This is a genomic window from Flectobacillus major DSM 103 (assembly GCF_000427405.1).
GTDB classification, from domain to species: Bacteria; Bacteroidota; Bacteroidia; order Cytophagales; family Spirosomataceae; genus Flectobacillus; species Flectobacillus major.
Window position 1 is genome coordinate 3414790 of record NZ_KE386491.1, and the last position, 12695, is coordinate 3427484.

Consider the following 12695-nt stretch of genomic DNA (forward strand, 5'->3'; position numbering starts at 1 on the left):
GATACTAGATCCATTCACTTACTTTTGACTGGCATATCCCAGAATACTCTGCCATAAATGATTGACTAGGGTTTTGCTTTAAGTATTGCAAAATGAACTTTAGTTTAGCTTCATTCCCATAAAGGCTACTTAACTTAGATTCTTTAACTTGTCTGTACTTGCCTAAAGTCCCTTTGAGGGTATAGTTGCTAACTCGTTCATCCATAAGAGGACAAAAAACTGAATATAAATGTGTGTATTCGCTATGATTAAGTGTAGTTAATGTGTTAATTTTGTACATGGCTCGTCTTTTTTAGTTTGTTTGGTTTTGCGACTACAAATCTAAAAAATTCAAGCCTTTTTTTATGCTAATTCTGAAACCGTGATAAAGTCTAATGATAAAAAAGAGTATTCTGTTTTTTTTCTACAGAATACTCTTTCGTTATATTTAAGCGACTTCTAATCGAAAACCAACTCCGTGGACATTACTCAATTTGATATTCTCATCTTTATTAAGGTATTTTCTGAGCCTTGTAATGAATACATCCAAACTTCGTCCCTTAAAATAATCATCATCACCCCAAATAGCTATGAGTATTTTATCTCTTGAAAGCGTTTCGTTTTTATGTTGTACCAAAAACGCCAGCAAATCAGATTCACGATGTGTAAGTTCTTGCTGAAAATCGCCAATAATTAATTTGAGGTTTTTGCTATCGAAAGAATATTTCCCTAGATTTTGTACACCACTAGCCTGAACTGTTTTCTTTCCTGTACGTTTAAGAATAGCTTCTATCCTTAATACTAATTCTTCTATACTAAAAGGTTTTGTCAGATAATCGTCGGCACCTAGTTTCAGGCCTTTTATTCTATCCTCTTTTAGCGATTTGGCCGTCAGAAAAATAATCGGTATTTCACTACCTATATTACGAATGTATTCGGCAAGGGTAAAACCATCCATTTCGGGTAACATGACATCGAAGATACATATATCATATTGGTTTTGCTGAAATGCTCTTTGGCCTGCTTTGCCATTTACTTGTAAATCTATATCATATCCTTCTTGCTCTAAGTTGTCTTTTACTACAAATCCGAGGCTTTCGTCATCCTCTACAAGCAATATTTTAGTCATTCTTTATAATTTTAATTGTGAAGGTTGTTCGTTTTATTGTATATAAATATTCAATAGAAGGCATTTGAAAGTATAATCAAATGAATCAGATACCTAAATATATCACAGAATTGAACCTATAACTACATGAGGACAGGCTTTATTAAATAATTTACTAATGTACTCTATTTGGTCAAAATATACAATTTGTTAATATTTACATATTTTATGTAACTTGACAAAGTTATACTGGTTATTTCATTGGTACTACTTTATAAATATAGTACCAACGTAATTAAGCGTTATTCAGTATATTTCATCAACACAAACAAAACTATCAAGAACGTATGACAACGATGGATCAAGCAAGCAATCGGGCATTAGTAAATGAACGAAATCTACATTTTGAAAAAATAAAACTGGGTGGTGGACAAAAGAATATTGCCAAACAGCATGAAAAAGGTAAACTGACAGCTAGGGAAAGAATTGAGTACTTGATAGATGCTCAATCTGATTTTCTGGAAATTGGTGCATTCACAGGATTTGGGATGTACCAAGAATATGGTGGCTGCCCTGCTGGAGGCACTGTAGGGGGAATTGGCTATGTGTCTGGGCGGCAATGTATGATTGTGGCTAATGATCAAACTGTAAAAGCTGGGGCTTATTTTCCGATTACGGGTAAAAAAAATCTTCGATTACAAGAAATTGCATTACAAAATCGGCTTCCTATTATTTATTTGGTAGATAGTGCTGGCGTTTTCTTACCGATGCAAGATGAAATCTTTCCAGATAAAGAACATTTTGGTCGTGTATTTTATAATAACTCTATTATGAGTGCTATGGGTATTACCCAAATATCGGCTGTTTTGGGAAGTTGTGTGGCTGGAGGTGCGTATTTACCGATTATGTCGGACGAAACACTAATGGTAGAAGAACAAAGTTCTATTTTTTTGGCGGGTCCTTATCTGGTAAAAGCGGCCATTGGCGAAAATATAGATGCTGAAACTTTGGGCGGAGCTATTACCCACACAGAGCTGTCGGGTAATGCCGACTATAGATTTAAAACCGAGCAAGAGTGCCTCGACCAAGTAAAACGTATCATTGGTAAATTAGGAGATACCTCAAAGGCTGGATTTAACAGAGTAACACCTGTGCCTCCTCTCAAAAATCAGACAGAACTCTATGACATTCTGCCTGAACTCAGAACCAAGCCTTATAATATGTTAGAGATTATTGAATGCCTCGTAGATGATTCGGCATTTGATGAATTCAAAAAAGATTATGGCAAAACTATTATTTGTGGATATGCCCGAATAGATGGCTGGGCTGTTGGTATTGTTGCCAATCAGCGGTTAGTGACCAAAAGTGCCAAAGGTGAGGTACAAATTGGTGGTGTTATCTATAATGATAGTGCTGATAAAGCTGCTAGGTTTATTATGAATTGTAACCAGAAGAAAATACCGTTAGTTTTTTTGCAGGATGTTACGGGCTTTATGGTTGGTAGTCGCTCGGAACACGCTGGTATTATCAAAGACGGAGCTAAAATGGTAAATGCGGTAGCCAACTCGGTAGTCCCTAAAATTACGATTGTGATTGGTAATTCTTATGGGGCTGGCAATTATGCTATGTGTGGCAAGGCTTATAACCCTAGCTTTATTTATGCTTGGCCTTCGGCCAAAATTGCGGTGATGGGTGGTGAACAAGCGGCCAAAACACTTTTACAAACCCAAATAGCTTCTATGAAGAATCAAGGAAAAGAGGTATCGAAAGAAGAAGAAGAGCATATTCTTAAAGAAATTATCGACCGATATAATACCCAAACTACTCCGTATTATGCGGCGGCGAGGCTTTGGGTTGATGAAATTATAGACCCACTAGATACCCGAAAGATGATTGCAAAGGGTATCGAAGCAGCCAATAATGCCCCTATCGAAAAAGCCTTCAATGTTGGAGTTATTCAAACCTAGCAGAGGTTATTTGTCACAAAGCCCTTCCTCTTCTCTTTTTTTTGTAATTTTGGAAAAAGGTTTGAACCACAAGCCATCAATTTGCCCAATAGCAAATTGATGGCTTCTATATATTAAGTGTATCTATTCATGATGAATTATTTAGAAAGCTTGAACGAACCGCAGCGGGCAGCGGTACAGCATATTAATGGGCCATTGATGATTATTGCGGGTGCAGGGTCGGGCAAAACACGTGTCTTAACCTATCGTACAGCTTATTTGCTTGAGCATGACGTTGACCCTTTCCAGATTCTATTACTTACTTTTACCAATAAGGCCGCAGGCGAAATGCGAACAAGGGTTGAGAAGGTTGTAGGTAATGATGCCAAAAACCTTTGGATGGGTACATTCCACTCTATTTTTGCTAAAATTCTTCGGTTTGAAGGAAAACACCTTGGTTATACTTCCGACTTTTCTATCTACGATACCGACGACTCTAAATCTCTTATCAAAAGTATCGTAAAAGAAAGAGGACTTGATGATAAGGTTTATAAACCCAATGTAGTTTTCAATAGAATTTCTGGAGCCAAAAATCGACTTATCGGCCCCGACGAGTACCTCAACAACCCTATTATTCAGGCCGACGATGCCGCAGCCAAACTTCCAGAAATGGGAAGGCTCTATAAACTATACGCTTTACGTTGCTTTCAAGCTAATGCTATGGACTTCGATGATTTGTTGTTCAATACCAATATTTTGTTTAGAGACCACCCTGTGGTTTTGGATAAATACCAGCGTAAGTTTAAATACATTATGGTAGATGAGTTTCAGGATACTAACGTTTCTCAGTATTTGATTATCAAAAAACTGGCCGCTATGCACAACAATTTGGCGGTTGTTGGCGACGATGCTCAATCTATTTACGCTTTCCGTGGGGCAAATATCGAAAATATTCTCAATCTTGAAAAAGATTATCCAGGCATGGAAACTATCAAGCTTGAACAAAATTACCGTTCTACCAACAATATTGTTCAAGCAGCCAATTCGGTTATCGCCAAAAACAAAGCCCAACTCAAAAAGAAGGTATTTACAGAAAATGAAGAAGGTTCGCCTATTGATTTAATTAAGGCAGCTTCCGACAATGAGGAAGGACGATTGATTGCAACCAATATTTTTGAAGCAAAAATGGCATTAGGGTTACGCAATACAGACTTTGCTATTTTGTACCGTACCAATGCCCAATCGCGGGCTTTTGAAGAAGCCCTTCGCAAACTCAATATCAAATATCGTATTATTGGGGGCTTATCGTTTTATCAACGTCGTGAAATCAAAGATTTATTGGCCTACCTCCGTTTTATTATTAACCAACGAGATTCGGAGGCTTTCAAACGTATTATTAATCTTCCTAAAAGAGGTATAGGCGATACCACTATTGCCAAAATTGAAATTACCGCCGCCGAACAACAAGTACCCGTTTGGGAAATTGTAGCCAATATCCGCCTGTTTCAGGCTGGGCGATTTGCCGATACCATCGAGGGTTTTGCTGATTTAATCAAATCCTTCAAATTATTGGTCGAGGTTCAGCAAAAAGACGCTTACGAAATAGCGGCTCATGTGGCCAAGGCTTCGGGCTTGCTGAAAGAATTACACGAGGACAAAACAGTAGAAGGGCTTTCTCGATATGAAAACGTACAGGAATTACTCAACTCTATCAAACAGTTTGTCGATAACCCCGATGTTGAAGATAAATCTTTGTCGAGTTTTCTTCAAACAGTTTCTTTACTCACAACAGCCGACGACGACGACCCCGATGGCGACAACGACCGTGTTACAATGATGACGATTCACGGGGCTAAAGGGCTAGAATTCAATCATGTATATGTAGTTGGTATGGAAGAAGACCTTTTCCCTAGCCAAATGATGCTACAAAGCAGAGCCGATTTAGAAGAAGAACGAAGATTATTTTATGTAGCCATTACTCGTGCCGAGAAAAAACTGGTAATGTCGTATGCCGAAAGCCGATACCAGTATGGCCGCCTAAAACCTTGTGAACCAAGCCGTTTCCTTGATGAAATAGACCCAAAATATCTACAGTTTGCGAAAAATATCAGACGAGCTGTCGAAGAGACACAAAGGCTTCCTCAGGGATTTGTCAGAAAGGTAGACAAACCAGTATCTTCTACCATCACCAATAATAACCCAACGCCTGTTTCTAGCCTTATTCAGAAAAAGACCAGTGTAAACGCCGCTCCAGCTAGCTATGTACCTTCTCCTGATTTTGCACCTAGCGATACCCGAAATTTGCAGGAAGGCAACAAAGTGGAACACCTAAAGTTTGGTTTTGGTACTGTCAAAAAAATGGATATTAATGGTAACGACCGTAAAGCTATCATTGTGTTTGAAGGAGGTGTAGGCGAAAAAACATTACTATTAAGTTTTGCCAAACTCAGGATTCTCTCATAAATGATACAAGGATATGGCCGCTTTATACGTTATTGGATTATTTAATTTGTAAACATCATGAAAAAAATTGTTATTCTTCTTTTTGTAGGTTTATTATTGTTTGGAAGTATGATACCCAAACTCATCAATATTTTTAGGAAAGATGATGAAGTAAGCACAATTAGTAATAACCCAACCAATGCAGTACCTAATGAACCTCTTTTTGTCAAAGAAGGGGAATTAGTCTTTTTGAAAAATAACAAACAACTAACCATTGAGGTAGCCGACAACGAAGCCGAAACGACGCAGGGCTTGATGTATCGTAAAAGTATGCCCGATAGCTGTGGAATGCTGTTTGTATTTCCCGATAGCCAAGAACGCAGCTTTTGGATGAAAAATACATATATTCCCTTAGACATTCTGTATTTAGATAGTCAAAAACAAATTCTTACGATTCAGGCTAACCGCACACCCTTTTCTGAAGAGGCTATTCCTTCTCTCAAAGAAGCTCAATATGTATTAGAAGTAAATGCTGGATACTGCCAAAGAAATGGGATTCAGCAAGGCGATAAAGTTGATTTCAAGATTCAATAGTATTATTTTATCCTATACAGTGAAGAGAATGAGTGATTCTGAAATGTAACATAAAAATGGAAGTCATCCCGAATATTTAGAACAAATAAGGCGGTCGAAATTAGTTTTTCGACCGCCTTGTTTGTTTAATAGCCTAACAGTTATATATTTTTTTCCAATAAATACTAACAACAGGTCTCTATTGCAAATTATCCCGCAATTCAGAATGACACATATTTAGGTTTTCTCATTCCTATTTCGTTTGTCGGGCATACCAGTACAAATTTACAGGAAGATTATAATCGGTAGTTTCGCCAATGGTAAAATACCCCTTGGCATCCAAAGAAAAGCAAATACCTTCGCCTTGTGCCTCTTTTGAAGCATCATAATTATAATTGGTCAAAGAAGCAGGACGAAGCAATACCTGTGGGAGAGTCTCACCAGTTTTTCTCCTCCAATGAAAAATCTGACCATAATTACGAACCAAAATTTCTTGATTATCGGGCGATATATCGCCAGCAGTAATATAAAAGAGTTGGTTTATGGCTGTAGAAAAAGAAACCTCTTCTACAAATTCGGCTGTTGTTGTCTGGGTATATGATTGTGGATATTTCAATCTATATAAACGTTGTTTATTTTCTCGTTTCGACAAAATATAAATATCTTTTGTGGCATGATCAATCATCATACACTCAGCATCACGCGGGCCATCGGGATACACAAAATTAATGGCTTTTACACCAGTAAGCGTAATTTTTGAAGAAGCCTGAACCGTTTGGCTGCTTGTATTGGGTTCTAATACACGGTAGATTGTACAGCTTGGGTATTGGGCATTGTTATCACCTATATCAGCTATGTACAAATAATTACCATCATCAAACTTCGTAATAGCAATATCTTCCCAATCACGGTTAGTTGCACCTTCCAAATAAAACTCTTTTGTCCCTTGTCCTTTATTATCTATTAGAAAAATTCTATTTGAATCGCCACTATCATTATGAACCCAAAGCATTCCAGGGTTAGTATAACTAGCTATAATACCCGATGCTTCATCCAAAGCCTTGTTCTGGATCGAGCCTACATTAGCACCAGCCTCAAAAGTATCAATAGGAGTATCAATAGGCGTAGGATTGTCGTCACAAGAAATTAGCAATCCTAAAATCAGTATACTATACAGTAATTTCATTAAAGTATGTGTTTCGCAAAAGAGTACGACTAGGTAAGTTCTCTGCTTGTTTCATCGGTTTCTTCGGTTCTAATAGTCACCTTTACCCTTTTTATGCGGCGAGTGTCTACAGAAGCAATTCTAAATCTAAATTTATCAAAGTCAATTTCCTCACCTGCATGTGGTAGTCGAGTAAACAGCTCGATGAGTAAACCCGCCAAAGATTCGCTTTCGCCCTTGGCTTTATCAAAAAAGTCGTTATCTATACTTAACGCCCTACAAACATCATTTAGTGTTACTTTTCCTTCAAACTCAAACGAGCCATCTTCCAAAAGCTTATATCCTACTTCCTCTTCATCGTATTCGTCGTTGATATCACCCACGATTTCCTCAATAATATCTTCCATCGTAATAATGCCTTCGGTTTCACCATATTCGTTTACCACAACAGCCATGTGTACTCTTTTCTCTTGAAAATCGTACAGCAAGTCATCTATTTTCTTACTTTCAGGAATAAAAAATGCCTGATGAATCAATTCTTGCCAATTGAAATACTCATTTTTCTCAATATGAGGTAATAAATCCTTGATATACAATACCCCTTCTATTTTATCAATAGTTTCTTTATAAACTGGCACACGAGAGTAGCCCGATTTATTGATTTTGTCCATCAACTCATGAAAGTCTAAAGTAATATCAAAAGCCGTTACATCACGTCGAGGACGCATGACACTTTTGGCCGAAGTACTACCAAAGTTGACAATTCCTTTCAATATATCTTTTTCCTGAGCCGACGTCCCTTGTCCTGTCGTAATTTCGAGGGCGTGGTTCAGTTCATCGGCTGTAATGGTATAGCCTTTTCGTTCTACCCTTTTTTCGATAATATTACTAATACCCAATAATAACGAAGAAAGAGGCTTAAAAACAAAAGTAGCAATATCAATAAGAGGAGCTGTCAATTTGGCAAATCGTAGGTTATTCTGCTGAGCCCAAACTTTAGGAATCAGTTCGCCAAAAAAGGTAATGATAAATGTTACCCCTACCAATAGAATAAGAGTAGCCACAAGCCCTTCTTTTTCTTTTTCTCCCAGAATTTGCTCTGTCAAAAAAGTAGAAATCGTAACAAAAGTAATATTGACAAGATTGATAAAAATCAGCAAAGTAGCCAATAGCTGTTGAGGTTTGTCGAGGAGCTTGGCGATGGTGCGTTCGCTACTACTATCACTTTCACGGCAAGCAACACGCTCTTCGGCCGATAAAGAAAAGAAGGCTACTTCCGAACCTGCCAACAATGCAGAAAGCCCCAATAGAGCTACAAGAATAAGTGCGTCAATGCCATAAACGCTGTACGAGGAGGTGCTTTCAACTTGTGCTAAAAGCACCCTAATCGGGTGATAATCGTCAGATAATCGAGTTTCCAAGAGTTTGGTTTGTTTAGTTAAACATAAGTTGTGGGTTATGTTTTATGATAATAACCCACAACAAACGATGAACCTTTAGAAAGGTAAGTCGTCGCCACTATCGCCTGCATCAAATGCTGGAGTAGGTGGTGTTACAGGGTTGGGCCTTGGGGCAGGAGCAGCTTGTTGTGGAGCTACACTACCAGACTCATTGTTACTATTGTCATTTTTACCTCCTACCAAGGTTAGAGCAGTACCTCTAATTTTCATGGTTTTGCGAGTAATATTGTCTTTATCTACGTATTCTTCGGTACGGATACGCCCTTCCACATACACAGGATTTCCTTTTCTCAAATACTGCTCTGCAATATTAGCAAGGTTGTCCCACATCTCAACTCGATGCCATTCGGTTTGTTCTACACGTACACCTTCTTTGTTTGTATAAGTTTCAGATGTAGCAATGCTAAAATTAGCAACCTTTGTGCCACTTGGCAATACTCGAACCTCAGGGTCAGAGCCAAGATTGCCCAGCAAAATAACTTTGTTTACGCCAGCCATTTGTTTCGTGATTTTAAAGTATAATTTTATATTAAAAAAGTCATATAATATCTGTTTTTACGCCAAGGTGTACTGGTAGTCACAGAAACATGAGTCAATTTAACAAAAAAGCATTCAAACTCCAATAGTCTTTTGGCTTGATTATTAAGATATAATACCCATATTTTGAGTTAAGTAGTTGTTTATCAAGGTAGATTTAGGTAAAGCCTCTACCTCATCGAGCGAATAAAACTGTATATTCTCTGGCAAATTTAGAGAAAAGTCTGCATTAAGTTTTATATACCAAAACTTTGTCTGGATTCTTTGATGTGTTAAAATATGCGTATAAAGAGCTGATTCACTTTCGATTAAGCCATGCTGAAGGAGCTGAGATAAGAACTCATTTTTTTCGAGTAATTTTTCGAGGCCCATCAACTCGGTAGCTTCTATAAGGTAAAAATCAAACATTCCTTCCCAAATATCCTTATTGATACGCTTGTTCATCAAAAATCGCTGTTGTTGTTCTACTACAATATAATGAAAAAACCGCTCACGTACTTTTACCTTTTTAGTTTTGACAGGTAATATCGTTTGTTTTCCCTCAGAGCGAGCTACACATTGATCTGCAAAAATACAAAACATACAAGCAGAGGGCATACCTGGGGTACACTGTACCGCTCCAAACTCCATGATGGCTTGGTTGTGTGTACTAGCGTTTTTTTCAGGCAATAGTGTGTTGGCCCATTCCGAAAAAACTTTTTTAGCATCATTTCCCGAAATATCGGTTTCAATACCAAAAACCCTTGCCAATACACGATACACATTGCCGTCTAAAACGGCCACGTTTTCGTCATAGGCAAAAGAGGCTATAGCTGCTGCGGTGTATGTACCTACCCCCTTCAAAGTTAAGAGCTTTTCATAAGAATCAGGGAAGATCCCCCCAAACTGTTCGACTACTATTTTGGCGGTAGCATGCAAATTGCGTGCACGCGAATAATACCCAAGCCCTTGCCAAAGCCTAAGCACTTCGGCTTCGTCGGCTTTGGCCAAATCAAATACCGTAGGAAACGCTTCTATAAACTTATAATAATAGGGCATTCCCTGTACAACTCGGGTTTGCTGCAAAATTACTTCCGAAAGCCATATATAATAAGGGTTACGAGTATTTCGCCAAGGCAAATCCCTTTTACATGAATTGTACCAATTGATGAGTTTTTGAGAGAAAAAATTATTTTCCAAAAGAATCTAAAATAATGAGTGAATAACAAATATGGATTAACCATGTACAAAGATAGTACACGAAACAAGGGATTTTCCGTTATTTAATTTTAACAATCCAAAGCCAAAATAGTTCGTCGAAAAACAGAGGCCATAATTGCGTAATCGCTAAGTAGAAGAAGTGGTAAAATTTTGTTATTCAGAAAAAAGAACGGTTGAAAAACGAGGTAAAAATAGAAGAAAAACAAGAACAAAGAATTAGATTGATTTTCTAATGAGTATTCAAATAGCTAAATATTAAGCAATTACGAAAAAAAAGTTATGACATTTGTTTATTGATTCTTTCATAATTCAAACCAAAGTCGTACCTTTGTGACCCTTAATAATCAGGGGCTTATAATTTGATGCTGTGAGAGTTAGCAAAATTCACTGAATTCAACGTAAGTTGATGCTAATTCAACTGAATTTTTTAGAAACTTATCGCAATCAACAGCCATTGTATATCATATTTTATTAACTCCTAAAATTTTTAAAAAAGTGACAAAAGCAGACGTAATCGCAGAAATCGCAGACAAGACGGGCATTGACAAAGCAGATGTATCAAGTACTTTAGAGTCATTCTTCACAGTAGTTAAAGATAATTTGGCTGATGGAGAACCTATTTATGTACGTGGATTCGGTAGCTTCGTGAACAAGAAAAGAGCTAAGAAAGTTGCTCGTAACATCTCGAAAAACACTTCAATTGTGATTGACGAGCATTTTATCCCTAGCTTCAAACCTGCTAAAATCTTTGTTGAGCAAGTTAAAACTAACGCTAAGTAATCATTGGAAATAAGGTATCAGTTATCGGTTATCAGTTATTAATGAACTATTTCCTGATAACAGATAGCCTATAACAGATAACCATTCAGGAAATGCAAAAGTCTTTTATCCTCATAATTGTGGTTGCGATTGGTACAGTTGGTGCATTGTACAGCCTTCCCAAAGTAGTAGTCAGCGATGAGAAAAAGACGCTTGAACAACCTTCTCAAGTGGCTACTGCAAATAGGGACAAGGCGGTTCAGCCAACTGAAACGCATACTGACACCGACGAAGACCATGGTAGTGCTCTAACACCACAGCAATCAAAAGTTGTGGATGAATTAAGGGCCAAGTTCTTGGGTAGTTCTGACAAGAAAGGTAAAATCGAGCTAGCAAACAAGCTTGTTGCAAGTTTCACAGAATTTACAAAGTATGATAGTGCTGCATATTATGCAGAAGAAGTAGTAAAGTTAGATGCCTCGGAAAGTAATATCATGAAAGCGGCTGATTTATATTATGAAGCTTTCACGTATGCTGTAGACAATGGTAAAAGTGCTAAAATGGGGGAAAAAGCTAGAGCTCTTTATCAAGATGTTTTGAATAAAAACCCTGATAACCTCTTGGCCAAAACCAATATGGCTATGACTTATGTATCAACTTCTACCCCCATGCAGGGTATTATGTTGTTGAGAGAAGTAATTGCCAAAGAACCAGAATTTGAACCAGCATTGTTCAACTTAGGTATATTGTCGATTAGGTCAAATCAGTTTGGAAAAGCGGTAGAACGTTTCAAACAAATTCTTAAAATTAACCCTGCCAATGCTAAGGCTGCCTTAAATTTAGGATATTGTTTAGCCGAACTTGACCGAAACGAAGAAGCTCGGAAAATTCTTGAGAAAGTACTAGCCAACACTAAAGATCCTCAGGAAAAAGCTGCAGCAAACGAAATTTTATCAAAATTAAAATAAGTTTCTGGGTAAGTTCCTACTTTCTGGCTAAATTGTGCCCGAAACGGAATCAAAACTAGAAATAACTCAAACAGATTTCATAACATTTAAAACCTTTTAAAGTCATGCCTTGCGGAAAGAAAAGAAAAAGACACAAGATTGCAACACACAAAAGAAAGAAGCGTCTTAGAAAGAATAGACATAAGAAGAAGTAATCAGTAACTAAGGATTAGTGCATTTTGTAGTGCTAATCCTTAGTTGCTAATTACTGTAAAACAGGCTATTTTCTAGTTTAGAAAGTTGCCTGTTTTTGTCGTTTTTGTGAGATTGTTCGGTCTAAACAATATTTAATTGCTCCAAACCATCGTAGTTATTATAGTAAATGGAACAGTTATTTGGTCATGACAGCTTGGTAATCGTTGCCTATTGCCTATTAGCATAGACACATTCCAACAATACGTCACCGATATTAAAGTCAATTCAAATTAACAGAGTATAGACTCACTTTTATCCAAAACTCATTGATTCTTCAATGACTCCCCTCTTGTAAAATCCAACTGGAAAGTATATTACATTATC

10 protein-coding genes are annotated in these 12695 nt (G+C 37.4%); 5 read left to right on the forward strand and 5 right to left on the reverse strand.

The features are described 5' to 3' along the window. Nucleotides 1-427: 427 nt before the first annotated feature. On the reverse strand, nt 428-1108 hold the full coding sequence (locus tag FLEMA_RS70740) for a response regulator transcription factor (protein WP_044172154.1): 681 nt from the start codon (nt 1106-1108) through the stop codon (nt 428-430). Between the two features lie 326 nt (nt 1109-1434). Between FLEMA_RS70740 and FLEMA_RS70745 the strand changes: the two genes are divergently transcribed. The 3 genes from FLEMA_RS70745 to FLEMA_RS70755 all read left to right on the forward strand — a co-directional run bounded on the left by FLEMA_RS70745 (nt 1435) and on the right by FLEMA_RS70755 (nt 6069). Further along, nucleotides 1435-3054 carry an acyl-CoA carboxylase subunit beta gene (locus tag FLEMA_RS70745; RefSeq protein WP_044172155.1) on the forward strand — a complete coding sequence of 540 codons (1620 nt, stop codon included), beginning with the start codon at nt 1435-1437 and terminating at the stop codon, nt 3052-3054. 129 nt (nt 3055-3183) lie between these two features. Then, entirely contained in the window at nt 3184-5496 is a 2313-nt protein-coding gene (locus FLEMA_RS70750) for an ATP-dependent helicase (RefSeq protein ID WP_044172157.1), read from the forward strand. A gap of 57 nt (nt 5497-5553) precedes the next feature. Beyond that, the gene (locus tag FLEMA_RS70755) at nt 5554-6069 is read left to right on the forward strand and encodes a DUF192 domain-containing protein (RefSeq protein ID WP_044172158.1); all 516 of its coding nucleotides are present in this window, start codon (nt 5554-5556) and stop codon (nt 6067-6069) included. A gap of 232 nt (nt 6070-6301) precedes the next feature. Here FLEMA_RS70755 and FLEMA_RS0130830 read toward each other — a convergent pair whose 3' ends face one another. From FLEMA_RS0130830 to mutY, 4 genes are all read right to left on the reverse strand, one after another. Next, a complete protein-coding gene (locus tag FLEMA_RS0130830; RefSeq protein ID WP_044172160.1) occupies nt 6302-7234 on the reverse strand; it encodes a hypothetical protein in 933 nt (310 codons plus the stop codon). A gap of 29 nt (nt 7235-7263) precedes the next feature. Further along, entirely contained in the window at nt 7264-8634 is a 1371-nt protein-coding gene (gene gldE, locus FLEMA_RS0130835; protein WP_044172161.1) for a gliding motility-associated protein GldE, read from the reverse strand. A gap of 75 nt (nt 8635-8709) precedes the next feature. Continuing rightward, nucleotides 8710-9171 (reverse strand): single-stranded DNA-binding protein, encoded by a 462-nt coding sequence (locus FLEMA_RS0130840; RefSeq protein ID WP_026997857.1) that lies wholly within the window; start codon nt 9169-9171, stop codon nt 8710-8712. A gap of 144 nt (nt 9172-9315) precedes the next feature. After that, complete coding sequence (gene mutY, locus FLEMA_RS0130850; RefSeq protein WP_026997858.1) at nt 9316-10389, reverse strand: A/G-specific adenine glycosylase; 1074 nt, start codon at nt 10387-10389, stop codon at nt 9316-9318. Nucleotides 10390-10905: 516 nt separating this feature from the next. Here mutY and FLEMA_RS70760 point away from each other — a divergent pair. Both FLEMA_RS70760 and FLEMA_RS70765 read left to right on the forward strand, forming a co-directional pair. Further along, nucleotides 10906-11190, forward strand: coding sequence for an HU family DNA-binding protein (locus tag FLEMA_RS70760; RefSeq protein WP_044172163.1), 285 nt, complete (start codon nt 10906-10908; stop codon nt 11188-11190). A 92-nt stretch (nt 11191-11282) separates the two neighbouring features. After that, nucleotides 11283-12137, forward strand: a complete 855-nt coding sequence (locus tag FLEMA_RS70765) for a tetratricopeptide repeat protein (protein WP_044172164.1) — start codon at nt 11283-11285, stop codon at nt 12135-12137. Nucleotides 12138-12695: the final 558 nt, after the last annotated feature.

Bases quoted from the DNA above. Each gene is read 5' to 3' on its own strand.
- FLEMA_RS0130840 (WP_026997857.1), bottom strand. From the start codon at position 9,171: ATGGCTGGCGTAAACAAAGTTATTTTGCTGGGCAATCTTGGCTCTGAC.
- FLEMA_RS70745 (WP_044172155.1), top strand. From the start codon at position 1,435: ATGACAACGATGGATCAAGCAAGCAATCGGGCATTAGTAAATGAACGA.
- FLEMA_RS70765 (WP_044172164.1), top strand. From the start codon at position 11,283: ATGCAAAAGTCTTTTATCCTCATAATTGTGGTTGCGATTGGTACAGTT.
- FLEMA_RS0130830 (WP_044172160.1), bottom strand. From the start codon at position 7,234: ATGAAATTACTGTATAGTATACTGATTTTAGGATTGCTAATTTCTTGT.
- FLEMA_RS70740 (WP_044172154.1), bottom strand. From the start codon at position 1,108: ATGACTAAAATATTGCTTGTAGAGGATGACGAAAGCCTCGGATTTGTA.
- FLEMA_RS70755 (WP_044172158.1), top strand. From the start codon at position 5,554: ATGAAAAAAATTGTTATTCTTCTTTTTGTAGGTTTATTATTGTTTGGA.
- FLEMA_RS70750 (WP_044172157.1), top strand. From the start codon at position 3,184: ATGATGAATTATTTAGAAAGCTTGAACGAACCGCAGCGGGCAGCGGTA.